A 15,972-nucleotide genomic window follows, 5' to 3' on the forward strand; every position below is an offset into this window, starting at 1 on the left:
TTGTTTAATTTTAAGTTTTTATTCTTCGTAATAAGTAAAGATACGCTCGACATAAGGTTTTAATATACGACCGAGCCCCGTGCCAAAATCAACATAATCTTTGAAATTCTTTGTTTCAATCCAATTACCATTCGCATCACAGCCGTAGTCTTGGAAGTCTTTGTAGAGTATTTCAAATCCTGGCCGCTCGTCAATCGGTCGTCCTTGTTCATCGTATTTCTCTTGCACGATACTATTACGAACAACGGTTTTCAGTTTACCGTTCGGATAATATTTACGTTTACACCAGGACTCAAACTCTTTATTACCTTCATCGTCAATCCTATATTTTTCCACAACGCAGTTACTATCACTGTATTCATAGATGAAATGCGTTTCCGGCCTATCACGACTCAGCAAATCATACACTTGAGTCTGAGCCAACAGACCATTTGTATCATACTCATAGACTGTTTTGCCCGATAATTCCCCTATATTATAATATTCCCTCTTCTCCACCAACAAATCATGTTCGTTATAATCATATTCGGTCATAGCCGGTTTGTAAATCGTGCCGTCAATCTGTTTGGTTCGGATAAGATTTCCCCTATCGTCATAAGTGTTTATCTCCCCATGGGAATCACTATACACAATTTCCAGCAGTTTCCCGTCAGTATTATACTTATTGACAATCGTACTGTTAGTTTTCGGAAAGCTGAGTGTAGATGTATGTCCCCAAGTCTCATAGGTATAATCGGTCTTTCGAATAATATTTTCTTGTTTATCGTACTCGTTACACTGAACAAGATTGCCGTCGATATTGAAATGAAAATGGTAGTGATGTATTCCGTCCTCTTCCCATTTCCCACCCTTTTTGAATTTCACCGAGAAGAAAGACGATGTATTTTCCGGACGATAATAATAGATATCCAACGTTTTGACTTTTCCGTTCAACCCCATCCTGCTTTTGTCGTTATTGACAGAATCGATTGTCGGGGGAATGTATTTCAAAGGAGATTGTCGGCAACCTGCAAACATCGATATAATCAAACTTCCTAAAATAACAACGACTACAACAGCTTTATTTTTCATGTTTTCTTGTATGTGTTACAATGTTTTGACGCAAAGATAGCAAAACAGAACCAGTTCTAAAATATAACTGACGCAAAAGATTACTTTCGTGTTATTATAATATCATCAAAGCATAGTTCCAATGACTGATTATCGGGGTTATACTCTGTCCAATCTTTCGGATCGCTACTTTCGTTGTCTACCATTAAATGATAATAAGAAAAGCCAGAGTTTGGATCAGGCAATCTATGAATTTTATAGCTCCACACAGTTGCCAACTCATTATCTTCAACGACTTTCAGCCAGCCTAAAGCCTTGTCTATCTGTTGAAGATGAGATAACTCTATTATATCTTTCATGCTTTCCACTCGGTTAGTATTGAATTAAAATCTTCAAGCATCAAGTCGAAGTCATAATCCAGCTTCTTCTTTTTCAGCTTGTCAGTTACATGGTTTAAAGCAAACAGAATATATTCACTTAGCTTTAATTTCTGTTCGGCATGACTTAATTCACTGAATTCTTTCTCAAGGTTTAGTCCGATCCTAATTTTCCCAGTATCTGCTCTGAATGGTCCAAATTCAAAACGGTTGCGAAGGAAATATCCATTCTGTTCAATTTCTTTCTTAGTAAACATTGTGAGCAGTGTCGGATAGAAATCTTTTTGTTTCAATTTCAACTTTTCATCAGCAATGACATAGTTCGTTTTACAATATGCATGGTCATAATAGCTATATGAACAGTTAATTATAATTTGATTAATCGCCCGTCCGTATTTTTCAGGACGCATCCTTCTATTCAGCTCCGATTGTAGTTCTTTGTCAACGCTCTCGATCACCGCCTTCGAGTTTTCATAACAATTACTAATTATTCGCTTTATCCAAACCGGATTTTTAGGAATCCAGTTTCTTTGACTTTCCAGACTTATATCCTGTATATCTTCTTTTACTTCATATTCCCAAAGTACGGATTGCTTTTGATTCGGGTCGTCAGGACTGAAACAATAACTTGTCCTTCCCTGTTCCATAGTAAAACCGTTGACTCTTTTCGACCAAATGGCATCGACAAAACGAGTTTCTCCAAATTTATTTTGAAAACAAGTCGCAGGATTTCCATTAAAGAATTGTCCTCTCAATGCTTCGACGGGTTCATGATTTCCCCAACCGATAATAGCCAGGCTCTCGCAAAGACGAACGGCTTTATTCCATTCTCCGGCATTTTTATAATCCGTATATTTTAGAAACTCGGCAAACAAGCGTTCGCGCAACTGTTCTATCTCCGATTGAGTTTGCAAAAATTCTTCCAGTTCTTTTAAGCCTTCTATTTCAAATATTTCCCCCATCCTTTTTCTTTTTAGTTCCGACTAAATGATTAAAATCATCGTTGAACACCCACACCTCAGAATGAAATCCTACTATTATAAATCAGATATTTACGCTTGATTTTTCAATTCATTCTTTCTCTTCTTCCACAACTGCCACGAATTGATTATATTCTGCCACACATTATATATACAATATTATACAAATCTGATTATCAAAAGAAAAGCCCACCTATTACTAACAGTAGGTAACAAAATAGTAACAAAAAAAAACGAAGAAATCGTTTTGTGATGGGCTTCACGTGCAAAGGTAACAAAAGCCCTCTAACCATAAAAGTAAAACTGGCGAAAAGAAGAATACTGTTTTCTTTTCGCCAGCACATATATTTTGCTGTCAATAGAAATTAGTTTAATCCGTTTTGGATATATAAACAAAGAAGTAAACTAAACCCTATTATTCAAAGTTTCACAACTAAGGTATTTTCAAGAAAAACACATGTCATTTACATCTTTTCTACTATTATCCCATAGACGCGATTTTACATTTTTAACATTTTACAAACGTTTGATTATCAATACATAAAAGTGTATTTCCTCTAAAAAAACGTCACGCCAGAGCGTACTAAAGAATTGTTTTTTTTCGTATATTCGCATTAGAATTTTAATCAATTTAATATGGAACAACTAAAAAAATTAGTACATGACCTGTCTAAAGACAGCACCAACAGGAACGACCAAATTTTGTTGCTGCAACAAATTAATGAAGTCATATTAAAAAGATACCAATTGTCAATTGGGAACTATCTGTTTGTCCAACCACTGGAAGTAGAAATTTTTTATGTCAATCAAAAAAGTAATTATCCCTATATCGATACAAATATGCACTGCATGATTGACCCGAAGATGCAACCGGAAATTTGGAATTTACAATCAGCACGTTTTGGGCAACTCTATTACCATTTAAAAGGAGCTGGCGGCATAGATGTCTGTTTATCCGATAGCCCGGATTATGCCCTTTGTTGTACTTTTAAATCAGCCCGTATCAACGGCAAAGACATTTGGAGACAGACCAAAGTCCGCAACGCAATCATAGAGCACATTTGTGAACACGAAAGTTTAGAGAGCAAAGAAACGCTAATACAAAGGATGAACAGCGTTCAGTCTATGCCTGTACTTTCTTGCCGTGAGAATCCTACAACAGAAGGATATGTGTATCACATAAAACGCCAATTACGCCGTAATGACAAAAATTCATCACTACTGCTACGCTCATTCATGGATATTTGGAATAAGAACATGCCCATTACTACAGTAAAAAGAGTTAATCTCTATATGCAAGCACATCCTACCGAAAATGTATTGGAAGTAATGCGTAAGCAAGGTTTTCACTTTATTCCTGTCGAAATCAGAATGAAATATAGCATCGGTAAAAATAGCAAACTATAATAATCGAAAAGTGTCATGCAAGAGTACACAAAAACTTTTGCTAATTTATAAATTAAATTCGTATGTCAAAAACCCATGTAGAACAAGTACAAAAAGCACTCATGTTAGTTGCCGGTTTACGTAAAAATGTAGAACTCGTAAAAAATCGAGGTATAAACAACGAGCAAATTAGAGAGCTGGAACAAATGGCTAATGAATTGGGGATAATGGACAAAGAGCTTGACAATTTACGTCTCGAAGTCTCTCAAAAAACAAAAAAAGCCAATCAAAAACTTATGGAAATGAAAGGAAAGATGATTGACCTCAAAAAGATTGTAAAACACTACTTCGATTCAAGTCGCTGGAAAGATTTCGGGGTGCAAGATAAACGCTAATATGTGTTTTTCGCAAGTTCGATAAAGTAAAGAACATAATGTAAATAGCCTGCTGGTTTGAAGTCAACAGGCTTTTTACATTTAACCATTCATGAATTAAATTAAAATGATAACGCAACTATTAGAACAGAAATTGTTCCGTCTATTGGCGGAATACTCGCAACGCAAAGTTTCAGTATCAGAACTGACAGAAGCTATCAATGATTTGGCTACCCATGTAGTTAATTTCAGCATCAAAGAGCAAGAATATAGCGTATTACTTCGCTATTTTTCTTTTGGCTTGTACCGCCTTAAATCATATCGGGCACAGTTTGAGCAAGAAAAAAATACCCTATTTGCATTTAATTGATGAAGCGATAGGACTACTAAACACTGAAATACGCCTTATTGAATGGCGCATCAAATATCCGGAACAACTCAAACAGCAGATTGAAAAACAAAAACCTTCCCCTCTCTACCTCGCTGATAAAACACCCCTTATCAATATCATGGAAATGGTAAGCGGCTTGTTCCTCTCCAAAGACATCGTATATCAAAATGGCAAACCTGCCTACTTGGTAGACTTATCCAAAGGATTTGAATGGTTGTTTAATATCAAGATAAGCGACTGTCACCAAAAACATGAGGACGTAATAAAACGAAAGCCGGGTAAACTTACCGAATTTCTTAATGGACTGGCAGACCTTATCCAAAAGGAACACGACAAGAAAGGATATAGATAATCAGCGATTTATGATTTATTTATAATGGATTCCATGTGCGCCCTCGTAATTACCTTGCACTCTTTTTCTGAACTTTACTTCATCAAATTACAAAAGGTATAATCTGAAATATGAAGCGACTATGTATATAGAAAATAACGAGTTCAGCGAATGGATGCAGAAATTATATGCCAAGCTGGAAGAACTTTGCAAGGATATACGGGTACTGCGCAATGCAGACAAGGTATTGCCCGAAGATGATAACCTGCTGGATAATCAAGACTTGTGCCTGTTGTTCAAAGTTAGTATCAAAACCCTGCAACGCTACCGGGCTATCGGTGCGCTGCCGTACTTCACTATCAGCGGAAAAGTGTATTACAAGGCTTCCGATGTTCGGGAGTTCATTAAGGAAAGATTTAGCGTTACTACATTGCGCAAGTTCGAGAAAGAACACTGCACAAAGAAAAAGAAATGAATTTGAAAAGCCGGACGGTGAATATAGTTCATCATTCCGGCTTTACTTCGCTTATGGTTTACCCAACTTATCAGCTTCCTTTCTCAACTGCTCGGCTTGTTCATTGAGTAGCCTTGCACGCTCCAACGCTTCCGCCTGTTTTCTGCTACGATATTCAAAATCTATCACAGAATCGGTTAGGCTTTGGATGAAACCGTTATCCCTCTGCCAGTTGAATTTGGTTTCCAGTATATCAAAGATTTCTCCGTCAGCCCAACCCTGCATCAGCAAATAGCGATATTTTATATCGTTGTCCTGCAACTGCTGCATCCGTGTAACTAAACGGACGTTCAAGAATATGGAAGCAGAACAGATAACCAGAACTGCCGAAAAAACAAACAATCCCGGACGAATCCAAGAGGTAATCTTGTTGTAAATCCGTTGATAGAACGGTAAGGGCGTAACATCCTCTTTATCCGTCTTACAAGAGCCCAAAGTATCAATCATTACCTTGAAACAACGGTAGGTTTCCAATGTTATTTTCTTGGTGTCCTCTATGTTCTTCTGCTGACCTTGCATCCTGCTCTTTATGTCGTCAAGCTGACTTCGGATAGCCTGCAAATCCTTTTCGGGAACAGCCGAATTACTGTGCAGTTCCGACAACGCTTGTTCGACTGCTCCCAGCCGTTCGAGAGTTTCCTCCCGACTGGCTGGCGTTACCTGTGCTTCCAGCATCCCTTTCAGTTCTGTTACCATAGAGAGAAGCCCCTCTAAAATCAAGTTGTCTTCCATGTCTTTACAATTTAAGTTGTTTTTTCTTTTTCTTCTTCTTTCTCAAATTCAAGTTCGGCTCTTCATCCACCGGAGACGGTGCTGCAGAAAACAGACCGAGCGAACCACTTATAAACAAACTTTCAGCATTGCTCCGTGTGGGTATTTGTTCCCGAATGGGTGCGAAAGCTGTTTGCCGTTGACTTTCGGCAACATTCATTCCTGCATCTCCGAAATATCTATCCAGTTTGGAGAAACTGAAACTGCGGTCTATCTCCGAACCCTTAAACGTGTATTCGCCTTTGGAAAAGGATATGCCCTGTATCTCACTTGTCTGCCCCTTGTGCTTGAATTGGATAGTAATATCCTTTTCCGCTAACCGCTCCTGTAACTGCTGCCAGTTACGGGATTTGCCGATTTCGTTTTTCACAGCCGTGTAAATCTCGTATTTCGACTTGTCCGGCTCTTTCAATCGATGCTGTTTCACCTGCTCTTTCCCCTTGGCGAAATAAAGCCCATGTTTGGCTTTCAGCTTCTTGCATACCTGCTCGTTACGGTACATATCGTTCCTGTCCGAAATAGTCTTTCCGTTGTTGTCTATACGGTTGAACACGATATGCACGTGTGGATGCTCCCGGTCTTGATGGCGCACGATGATATACTGCGTATCGGTGATTTTCATTTCACGCATATACTCCTGCGCAAGCTGTATCATCTTCTCATCCGTCAGTTTGGGTGCGTCCACCGCCGAATAGCTTAACGCAATGTGTCCGACAGGTTTCTTTAAGTCGGGATTCATCCCGGTCTGCATACAGAAGCTGCGGATTATATCGCCCCGGCTTTCGGTCAGAACTCCGTCCGCATGAAGCAAAACCGCCTGCTCCTTACCAAGCACATAGTTCACACAACCCTTAAAACCGCTTCCCTTTTTTATTTTTCCAATCATCCGACAAATGATTTATGATTTCAATAATCCTATTTTTGAGCTTCACCAGTTCCACCGCCACCAATGCGAAACCTCCGGCATTTGCCCTATGCGCCAGCTGATTGATATTGTTGGCTTCCCCTACCAGCTTGCGGATAGCATCTGCATCCTGCCTGCTCAGCCGGGGTATGACCTCTGCCGAAATAACTGCTTGCCGGACATATTCACTGATGCGCACCCCGGCTTCCCCGGCTCGCTTCCTGATGGCGTAATACTGCAACTCGGTCAGCTTCGTACTGACTACCTTTTTCTGCTTTTCCGTCCGTTTCTTTGCCGGACGACCGCCCGGCTTGTCCTGTATCTTTCTCATGCCTTTTTACTTTTAAATGATGTCTTAGAAATTGCGACCAACGGGAGCGGTTTCCTTTGCGGTGAGCAAAGCAAGGTGGTTTCGGTTTACCGAAACATAACCTTGCTCTCCAAATAAACCGCCAGCCGTTGGTAATCCTGCCGGACTAAATGCCCATACCCCTTTTCTGTCTTGGGGCGGCACGTTGTCCGGTTTCCTGCTTAGTTTCCTGCGTTTGGCTGGCTGCGTTTTTCTGCTCCTGCTTCCTGCCGCACAGGTAATCGTTCAAGTCCGAATAGCCCCTATAATTGTGCGAGAAGTCACGTACATGGTAGGAGTATTCCAGTTCGATAGCCCGTGTCGCTTCAAACCCTGCCTTGTCATTATCAAGCATACAGTGGATGCGCTCATACGGGGACAGCACGTCAATGGCTTTCGACACATTGGCGGTAGAGTTAAGAATGACATAATCCTGCCTGTCAAGGTCGGGCATGGTCGGACAGTTTCTCATGCGGAGCGTAAGGAAAGAGAGGTAGTCCATGAAACCCTCGAACACCAAACACTTCTCCCTCGGCTCTCCCTGCTGTCGTATGTGGGTGATGTCTTTCGGGGCGATGCAGCCTTTGAAAAAGGAGTTGCGAACCTCGTAACCTCCTGCCATGTTCGGGAAACCGATAGCAAAGAACGGTCTACCGTTATTGGTAAAATGGAGTTCCTTACATTCTCTTTTTGCCAGTTCGATATTGATACCCCGTCCCTGCAAGTAACGGAGCAATGCCGGATGGGTAAGGTCACGGACTTCCAAATGCTGGAAGCTCGGCTCTGTCCTACGCTGGGGAAAAGAAAAACTGACCGGGCGGACGTGCGGTGTCTGTTCCGCTATCCGGTTTAAGAGGTAGGGCAAACTGTCCGAACCGTAAAGTTCCTTTGCCAGTGCGATGATGTTGCCGCCTTTGCCTGCGCCAAAGTCATACCAAAGGTTGCGGTCTGTATTCACCTTAAAGGACGCTTCGTGTTCCTCTCTTAACGGTGATTTGTACCATAAGCCGTTACCCTGCTGCTTGACGGGAGAGTAACCTAAACTGTGCAGATAGTCTGCGATGGATATTTGTTTCACATCTTCGATGTTCATAACATTTTCTTTTTGGGGAATTAAAAAATAGTTGAAAAGTGCGCCAGTCCTGTTTAGTCCGTCATATATATACCAGTACCATACTAAACCTGCTTGTTCCTTAGATGGGAAATAGTAAGTCCGTTCCTCTTATATATACACCCGGACTAAACCAAACTGACTTTTAATAATGGAAATCGGGATTATAACGGTAGCCCCTGCCCTCTTTCACAATCATGCGCTTGTTCACAAGGAACTTGTTCAGTTCCACATGGATATTGCGTCCACGCTTGTAGCCGATACTCGCATAACCCTGTTTCAAGGTCTTTAGGACATTCTCGTAACCATATATAACCTGTTTGCCAAAGCCGTTTTCCAAAGCCGTCCTGTGCTGTTGTTCCGTCAGTTCTGCCAGTGGAAAGCCCCTGTCTTGGCTGGGCTGCTTGAATACATAACCGTCCACAACTTCGGGTAATGCGTTGTCATTGATACGGAATGCGAACGGGTCAAACTCCCGGTCACGTATGTGCATCGCCTTTACCTCGCTTATGTTACCGTCCTGCTGGCTTTTCGTGATTTGCAGGACGGTTTCAGCCTTGTTGTTCAGTTCCGTGCCAATATGCCCCCTTGTGTTGTCATCCCCCTTGTTCAAATGCAGTACGGTATGGATATGCAGGTTATATCCGCTTGACCAGCGCATCAAGAGATTGATTAGGTCAGTCGATTCGCTCGGACTGTTGATGTCATACATCAAGTCACGGATTCCGTCAATGATGAGCAACCCCACATCGGGCATATTTTCAAGCATATAGCCGATAATCTGCTTCCGTTTGTCGGGGGTCTGTTCCCTTAGCACGATGAAAACAAAATCCTCCCTATCCTTGTCTGTCGGCAGTCCGGCAAGCCGCAAAATACGCTCCATGACCTTGTGGCAATGGTATTTGCTCTGCTCGGTATCTACATAGAGGATTTTCCGTTTGTTCGGTGGCAGGTATGCCGAATACTTCAGCACCTCGTCATTCTTCAACGCTGCCGCAACGATAGCGGAAATGTTGAATGTCTTTTTGCTCTTGGCTTTGCCTGTGGATGCGCTGAAATTGCCCAACGTGCCAATGGTAGAACCGTTCACCCAAAGAATTTCGGGCGGCACTTCATAAGTGTCCGTCACTTTTAAATGAATGGTTTTCCAAAGGGTCGCAAAATCCTCTTTCGTCATGGCTATACCTTGTTCGGTTTCCTCTTTCTTCTTGTTTTCCATAGCCATTATTTCTTTAGAGGACGGTTAAGGATATACTTCTGCGCTTCCTTCTCTATCTGCGCCTGTGTCTTCACCGGGTTCTGACGCAACCACGCTTCCAACTCCGCTTTCTCAAAATAAAGCATTTTGCCCTGCGGTTTGTAATGGGGTATCAAGTTACCCGAAGTCAGCTTGTACAGGTAACTTTTTGAAAGATTCAAAAACTTGCTCGCTTCATCGAAGCTAAGCACATTCTTTGAAAGGAACACTAAATTTTCGAGTTCTGCAACTCGCTTCTCAATACTTGTTTCCATATAACAAAAGTATTTGCGTTAGACAATATGGAGTGCATGCCCTCCGGTTTCTTGTAATCGATTACGGGGGGGCAAAAGTATTGAGGAATAGCTTGATAGCGGATTAAACTATGTTTGAGGTCTTAACCTATTCTTAAAGTTTTTTCAGTTGTTTGATATAGTTGCTGATAATTGCATAATCTTTTTCATACTCCAACCCTTTTACATAATTAGCGGCTGTGGCTAAATCACCTTGATTCAGATATTTTTCTTTCTTTATATTCTTCGTAACAAACAATTTGTTCCTTGCTATAACAGATTGCCAATTAGGTGTTATCAAACCACGATTGCTTAACTCCGAAAAAAGAAAAGCTACCAGCCTGTTATTATTAGACCTAAATATAACTTTAGGCTTACAAGAAAATATTGCTTTCAAATCTTCAAAAGTCATAGGGGCATTGAAAATTTCCACTTCATTGATACAGTCTACCAACAATGCTATTTGCCTATCGTTTAAAACAGACTTAAATGGATTTTCAGTTTTAGCTACATGGGGGATAATTTTAGGCTCTTGGCATTGGGCTTGAATTGATTGCTGTTCTTCCCGTTCTTGTTGTGGATGTATTTCCATTTGCACCTTACTTTCTTTCTTTTTTCGCAAGTATGCTGAATATCTTTCCAATACAATAGTTTTGACCACTACGGAGAAATAAGGCAGTTCTTCATCATAAACCGTATTATCTTGCTCATACTGGGAATAATCAAAAGAGAGAGGATTAAACGATATGTATTTTCTTTTCTCATCAGATTTCAAAGATTCATAAAAACCGCTTTCCCAAAAGAAATCAGGTACAGAATAGAAATTTTGGATGTCATTCAGTGCAGAATAACGGATATATAACTGCACCAACTCATCAGCGGTACGAACATATTCTTGCTGTTCCAGTTTATTTGCCTGTTCTTCGTCTAAATATAAGGACTTAGAGGCAATACTATCTATCATAACTTGGCTGGCATAATTAATACAGCGATTGAATATACCTTGTATATGGTCGAATTTTATTTTCAGTTCTTCTTCTGTCATAATAATCTATGTTTCAGTTAGTAGAAACAAAGATATATTTTTCCGGCTAAACAAAGACAAAAAAAGAAAGAAAGTACGGTAACTGTAATATAACCGTACTTTCTTTTTAAATCAGTCCGTCAAATTCGGTATCAAACTTATAGCTTCTTCTTTTTTCTTATCAACAATCTTCGCATAAATTTGAGTTGTGGCAATATTTTTATGCCCTAACAATTTGCTAACTGTGTACAAATCAACCCCTAATGTAAGCATCATGGTAGCATGGGTATGCCGGGCAGTATGAAATGAGATATGCTTAATAACCCCTGCATCTTTCGCCCATTTTTGAAGTATTTTATTTATAGTTCCCTCATGCGTCAAAGGAAAAATCAAATCATCGCCTTTTGTTTCATTTTGTTGCGGTAACCACTTTAACGCTTCATCGGATATAGGCAGATAAAGCGGTTCTCTTGTTTTCTGCATCTTTATTTCAATTCTTATTCTTTCACCGCTTTTCTGCAAATCGTTCCACTTCAATTTTCTTATATCGCTTACACGCAGTCCACACAAACAACTGAAAAGAAAGGCTTGTTTCATTATCTCATACTTGCACTCTGTCCCGATAAGCTGCTTCAATTCTTCTATTGTCAAATACTCCCTGCGGCTGACTTCCGCTTTTACCTTACTAGCAAAATCAAACTCTTTCGTTGGATTGACCGTAATAATTCCCTCTTTATAGGCTCTATTTATAGCGGTACGCAGCACTCCATAGTAAGCAATAACGGAATTATTACTTAATACACCTCCAGCCTTTAACAAACCAAACTTGCTTGCTTTCTTCGCTTGTTTCAAGAAATCCACAAAGCTATTCAAGAAGTCCTTATCTATATCACGAAAAGCGATATAATCCCCTCTGAACAATTTTAGTTCACGAATGGTATTACCAACGGTCTTTTCATAGTTCAAGCTGCCACGTTCTTTAGATTGGCTTCTCATGTTCATTAAATAATCAATCACATTCGCTTTTGACTTGTTGGTGTTCTGAAAACCGTGTGCATCATTTTGTAACTCCACTATCCTCTTACTCTGAATCGCTTTTGCAAGAGCCAATGTAGCTTCGTTCTTCGCCTTATCCTCCCTCGTTTTTTCGGGTATAAGGTACAACTTCAAAAATTCATATTGCCGTTTACCGCCAACATAATTTTCTTTTCTAATAACATCACCTGTATAATAGTCCAAATAAATAGACTGGTTGCCATTGGCAAGCTGCTTGAATCTAATCCTTACAGGTTCTTTCAATTTAACTTCTTGTTTTTTCTTCGCCATAATTATGTTCTTATTTTGTTACCGATACAAATATAGCGATTTGTTTTGTTACTCCAATGAATACGGGTAACAAAATAGTAACAAAACAAAGGCATTTATTAGACAAAACAAGAAAACAAGGAAAATAAAGGAAATATCACAAATCAAACACAAACCATTAAATATCAGTGTTTTATATTCAATATTTTATCTCATTCTTTCTCATTTTCCACAATTGATAACTATTGATTATGTTTTGCCACAACACATACGAACCGGGAGCCACAGAAGACAATGGATTCAAATAAGTATGTGCCATCCAAATAGCCAGAATCGTATTCTTTTGTCCCAACGCCTGCCCGCCACTGATACGGTCATTATAAATTGAGCCGATTGTCTTCCCCAAAAAGAACTGCAAACAGCAGGCAATCAGTGCTCCGACAGCAATCATGATTTCCGTAAAACCATCCGCAGGATCATTGAGCAAGGAATACAATGTCTGCGCTGTTACAATAGCTAAAGACACAGCCCACAAATAAAAAGCAAGTTCATGATAGCCCAATAACTTCTGATGCACTTTTGGCAAACACTTGCTCAACAACCAAGCAACCAAAAAAGGACAAATCAACAACGGAAATACCTTACCTAAAATAACAAGAAACGCCTCCCAAAAAGTAACATCAGGATGCACCTCCACCAAAGGAAAAAGAATAGGCACAGCAATAGCCGCACCGATATTTGCTATCAATGTATAAGTAGTCAGACTGGCTGCACTCCCACCCAACTTGGAAGTAATCACCGCAGCGGCCGTAGCCGTAGGACAAATAATACAAACCATCACTCCCTCTGCTACTATTTTATCAAAGCGATAAAGCAACAGATAAGCCGCCAACGCTCCGCCAATCTGAATCAATAACAACCACATATGGAGAGGTTTAGGCTTCAAATCACGAGGAGATACCTTACAGAAGGTCAATAGCAACATCGTAAAAATAAGATAGGGAGTCAGAAAAGAAAGGCTGATAAACAGCGGATAACCTATAGCACCTACCAGCATAGCAATAGGTAACGTCCAATTCTTCAAAAACTTAAGCATCGTCGTACATTTTAACTTCGAAGCACAAAGTAACGGAGATTTCAGGAAAAAAGCTACCATTAAACCGAAAAAAACACAAAACTTAATGGCAAATAATGAGTTTTCTACAAATTTCTACTACATTTGCACCGTATTATAGATATGAAACTGAATAGACCGTACATATTATACATATTCATTTGCCTCTGGCTACTTTTTCTACCCTCATGTACTAACCACTTATGGGGGAAGGATTTTGTAGTAGTTATCGACGCAGGACATGGCGGACATGATCCGGGTGCCATCGGCAAAATCTCGAAAGAGAAAAATATCAATCTGAACGTTGCCCTGAAAGTGGGAAATCTGATTAAAAGGAACTGCGATGACGTCAAAGTGATCTACACCCGTAGCAAAGATGTATTCATCCCTTTGGACCGACGCGCAGAAATTGCGAACAACGCGAAGGCTGATCTCTTTATTTCCATTCACACCAACGCACTGGCTAACAACCGTACCGCAAAAGGTGCTTCAACCTGGACACTGGGTTTGGCCAAATCAGACGCTAATCTGGAAGTTGCCAAGCGAGAGAACTCCGTAATCCTCTATGAAAGCGACTATGAAACAAGATATGCCGGTTTCAACCCGAACTCTGCCGAATCATATATCATATTTGAATTCATGCAAGATAAATATATGGAGCAGAGTGTACACCTGGCTTCGCTGATGCAGAAACAATTTCGCCAAACTTGTAGAAGGGCAGACCGTGGAGTGCATCAAGCCGGATTCCTTGTCTTAAAAGCGAGTGCCATGCCAAGCATTCTGATAGAATTAGGATTTATATCTACGCCCGAAGAGGAGCGCTATCTGAATTCCGAAGAAGGGGCCGGCACCATGGCAAAAGGCATCTACCGCGCTTTCTTAAATTATAAGAGAGAACATGAACTGCGCCTAACGGGAGTCAGCAAAACGATCGTCCCAACCGAACAGGAAGAAGACAATGCCCCGGCAATTGCCCAAAAGGATACCGAAAGCGTGAACACAGCTCCCCAACAGCAGGAACTATTGGCCGAAACAAAAACAAAACCTGCCACGACAGCCAAAACAACACCGAAACGCCCGATTGTGGTAGAAAGGGCAACCAATGACAGTGAAATTACGTTTAAGATACAGATACTCACTTCTTCCAAACCTCTCGCCAAAAACGACAAACGGCTGAAAGGACTGAAAGAGGTAGATTATTATAAGGAAGGGGGAATATACAAATACACGTATGGAGCCTCCGCCGATTACAACAAAGTGTTGCGTACAAAGCGTACCATTACGGCACAATTCAAAGACGCCTTTATCATTGCTTTCCGGAACGGCGAGAAAATGAACGTCAATGAAGCGATTGCCGAATTCAAAAAAAGAAGAAATAAATAAAAAGATAAAATGAAGTACATTACAAAAGAAGTCAGAATAGGTATTGCAGGTATTGTTGCACTATGTGTGCTCATATACGGAATTAACTGGCTGAAAGGTATACATATGTTTCAACCTTCCAGCTATTTCTATGCCAAATTTGAAAACGTAAACGGACTCACTAAATCAAGCCCTGTATTTGCCGATGGTGTTCGTGTAGGTATCGTACGTGACATCTATTATGATTATGTCAAACCCGGAAATGTGATTGTCGAAGTGGAGCTGGACACGGAACTACGGATTCCCAAAGGAAGTAGTGCCGAGCTTGTATCCGAACTTATGGGAGGCGTACGCATGAATATTCTTCTGGCAAACAACCCGCGCGAAAAATATGCCGTAGGAGATACGATCCCCGGCACACTGAACAACGGAATGATGGAAAGTGCGGCGAAACTGATCCCAAAGGTAGAAGAAATGCTTCCGAAACTGGATTCTATCCTCATCTCTCTGAACAATATATTAGGAGACAAGAGCATCCCTGCCACCCTGCACTCGATAGAGAAGACAACCGCCAACCTGGCAGTAGTCAGTTCGCAAGTAAAAGGGCTGATGAGTAATGACATACCTCAACTTACCAGCAAACTGAACACCATCGGAGACAACTTCGTTGTCATCAGCGGAAATTTGAAAGAAGTAGACTATGCAGCCACTTTCAAAAAAATAGACGAAACGCTGGCTAACGTAAAAATACTTACAGAAAAATTAAACAGCAAAGATAACACAATCGGACTGCTCTTCAACGACCCGACTTTATACAATAATCTGAACGCAACAACTGAAAATGCAGCCAGCTTATTAGAAGACCTGAAAGAGCATCCGAAACGGTACGTTCACTTCTCATTATTCGGCAAGAAAGACAAGTAGCAAATTATCGTTATATAGATTTTATCTAAATAACGAAGGGCTTTCAAAAGAAAGTAGATTGCTCTTCAAATGTCTATCTACAAACCGAAATAATATTCCCGTACAAACGTACAAAAGTGAAAATAAAGGCTAAAATTACACATATAAGATACTAAAATACAGATACTTATAAAAT

19 protein-coding genes are annotated in these 15,972 nt (G+C 40.4%); 7 read left to right on the plus strand and 12 right to left on the minus strand.

Features of this window, described 5'->3' with window-relative positions; genetic code table 11:
- Positions 1-18: 18 nt before the first annotated feature.
- The 3 genes from GD631_RS21935 to GD631_RS21945 all read right to left on the minus strand — a co-directional run bounded on the left by GD631_RS21935 (position 19) and on the right by GD631_RS21945 (position 2,389).
- Complete coding sequence (locus GD631_RS21935; RefSeq protein ID WP_143257785.1) at positions 19-1,071, minus strand: hypothetical protein; 1,053 nt, start codon at positions 1,069-1,071, stop codon at positions 19-21.
- Between the two features lie 80 nt (positions 1,072-1,151).
- On the minus strand, positions 1,152-1,409 hold the full coding sequence (locus GD631_RS21940; RefSeq protein ID WP_229067732.1) for a hypothetical protein: 258 nt from the start codon (positions 1,407-1,409) through the stop codon (positions 1,152-1,154).
- On the minus strand, positions 1,406-2,389 hold the full coding sequence (locus GD631_RS21945; RefSeq protein WP_143257784.1) for a hypothetical protein: 984 nt from the start codon (positions 2,387-2,389) through the stop codon (positions 1,406-1,408). Before GD631_RS21945 ends, GD631_RS21940 begins: the two co-directional genes overlap by 4 nt.
- 654 nt (positions 2,390-3,043) lie before the next feature.
- On the opposite strand from GD631_RS21945, the gene GD631_RS21950 reads away from it, so the two are divergent.
- From GD631_RS21950 to GD631_RS21970, 5 genes are all read left to right on the plus strand, one after another.
- The gene (locus tag GD631_RS21950; RefSeq protein ID WP_143257783.1) at positions 3,044-3,814 is read left to right on the plus strand and encodes a hypothetical protein; all 771 of its coding nucleotides are present in this window, start codon (positions 3,044-3,046) and stop codon (positions 3,812-3,814) included.
- Positions 3,815-3,876: 62 nt separating this feature from the next.
- On the plus strand, positions 3,877-4,188 hold the full coding sequence (locus GD631_RS21955; RefSeq protein WP_143257782.1) for a hypothetical protein: 312 nt from the start codon (positions 3,877-3,879) through the stop codon (positions 4,186-4,188).
- A gap of 106 nt (positions 4,189-4,294) precedes the next feature.
- Positions 4,295-4,537 carry a hypothetical protein gene (locus tag GD631_RS21960; protein WP_129943553.1) on the plus strand — a complete coding sequence of 81 codons (243 nt, stop codon included), beginning with the start codon at positions 4,295-4,297 and terminating at the stop codon, positions 4,535-4,537.
- Positions 4,515-4,910, plus strand: coding sequence for an RteC domain-containing protein (locus tag GD631_RS21965; protein ID WP_143257985.1), 396 nt, complete (start codon positions 4,515-4,517; stop codon positions 4,908-4,910). Before GD631_RS21960 ends, GD631_RS21965 begins: the two co-directional genes overlap by 23 nt.
- Positions 4,911-5,031: 121 nt before the next feature.
- Complete coding sequence (locus tag GD631_RS21970) at positions 5,032-5,364, plus strand: helix-turn-helix domain-containing protein (protein ID WP_143257781.1); 333 nt, start codon at positions 5,032-5,034, stop codon at positions 5,362-5,364.
- A gap of 51 nt (positions 5,365-5,415) precedes the next feature.
- On the opposite strand, the gene GD631_RS21975 is transcribed toward GD631_RS21970, so the two are convergent.
- The 9 genes from GD631_RS21975 to GD631_RS22015 form a co-directional block, all read right to left on the minus strand.
- Positions 5,416-6,135 (minus strand): hypothetical protein, encoded by a 720-nt coding sequence (locus tag GD631_RS21975; protein ID WP_143257780.1) that lies wholly within the window; start codon positions 6,133-6,135, stop codon positions 5,416-5,418.
- Positions 6,136-6,139: 4 nt separating this feature from the next.
- Positions 6,140-7,060 (minus strand): relaxase/mobilization nuclease domain-containing protein, encoded by a 921-nt coding sequence (locus GD631_RS21980; protein ID WP_143257779.1) that lies wholly within the window; start codon positions 7,058-7,060, stop codon positions 6,140-6,142.
- Positions 7,026-7,409, minus strand: a complete 384-nt coding sequence (locus tag GD631_RS21985) for a MobC family plasmid mobilization relaxosome protein (RefSeq protein ID WP_143257778.1) — start codon at positions 7,407-7,409, stop codon at positions 7,026-7,028. The genes GD631_RS21980 and GD631_RS21985 overlap by 35 nt, the downstream gene beginning before the upstream one ends.
- A gap of 145 nt (positions 7,410-7,554) precedes the next feature.
- A complete protein-coding gene (locus tag GD631_RS21990; protein WP_143257777.1) occupies positions 7,555-8,520 on the minus strand; it encodes a DUF8464 domain-containing protein in 966 nt (321 codons plus the stop codon).
- A gap of 163 nt (positions 8,521-8,683) precedes the next feature.
- Entirely contained in the window at positions 8,684-9,757 is a 1,074-nt protein-coding gene (locus GD631_RS21995; RefSeq protein ID WP_143257776.1) for an AAA family ATPase, read from the minus strand.
- A 5-nt stretch (positions 9,758-9,762) separates the two neighbouring features.
- Positions 9,763-10,050 (minus strand): helix-turn-helix domain-containing protein, encoded by a 288-nt coding sequence (locus tag GD631_RS22000; protein WP_143257775.1) that lies wholly within the window; start codon positions 10,048-10,050, stop codon positions 9,763-9,765.
- Between the two features lie 133 nt (positions 10,051-10,183).
- Positions 10,184-11,113 (minus strand): hypothetical protein, encoded by a 930-nt coding sequence (locus GD631_RS22005; RefSeq protein WP_143257774.1) that lies wholly within the window; start codon positions 11,111-11,113, stop codon positions 10,184-10,186.
- Between the two features lie 111 nt (positions 11,114-11,224).
- Complete coding sequence (locus tag GD631_RS22010; RefSeq protein ID WP_143257773.1) at positions 11,225-12,418, minus strand: site-specific integrase; 1,194 nt, start codon at positions 12,416-12,418, stop codon at positions 11,225-11,227.
- A gap of 178 nt (positions 12,419-12,596) precedes the next feature.
- Positions 12,597-13,553 (minus strand): transporter, encoded by a 957-nt coding sequence (locus GD631_RS22015; protein WP_143257772.1) that lies wholly within the window; start codon positions 13,551-13,553, stop codon positions 12,597-12,599.
- Between the two features lie 81 nt (positions 13,554-13,634).
- On the opposite strand from GD631_RS22015, the gene GD631_RS22020 reads away from it, so the two are divergent.
- Together GD631_RS22020 and GD631_RS22025 are read left to right on the plus strand one after the other, a co-directional pair.
- Entirely contained in the window at positions 13,635-14,894 is a 1,260-nt protein-coding gene (locus tag GD631_RS22020; RefSeq protein WP_143257771.1) for an N-acetylmuramoyl-L-alanine amidase family protein, read from the plus strand.
- Positions 14,895-14,903: 9 nt separating this feature from the next.
- Positions 14,904-15,797 carry an MlaD family protein gene (locus GD631_RS22025; protein WP_143257770.1) on the plus strand — a complete coding sequence of 298 codons (894 nt, stop codon included), beginning with the start codon at positions 14,904-14,906 and terminating at the stop codon, positions 15,795-15,797.
- Positions 15,798-15,972: the final 175 nt, after the last annotated feature.

This window comes from Bacteroides luhongzhouii (assembly GCF_009193295.2).
Classification (GTDB): domain Bacteria; phylum Bacteroidota; class Bacteroidia; order Bacteroidales; family Bacteroidaceae; genus Bacteroides; species Bacteroides luhongzhouii.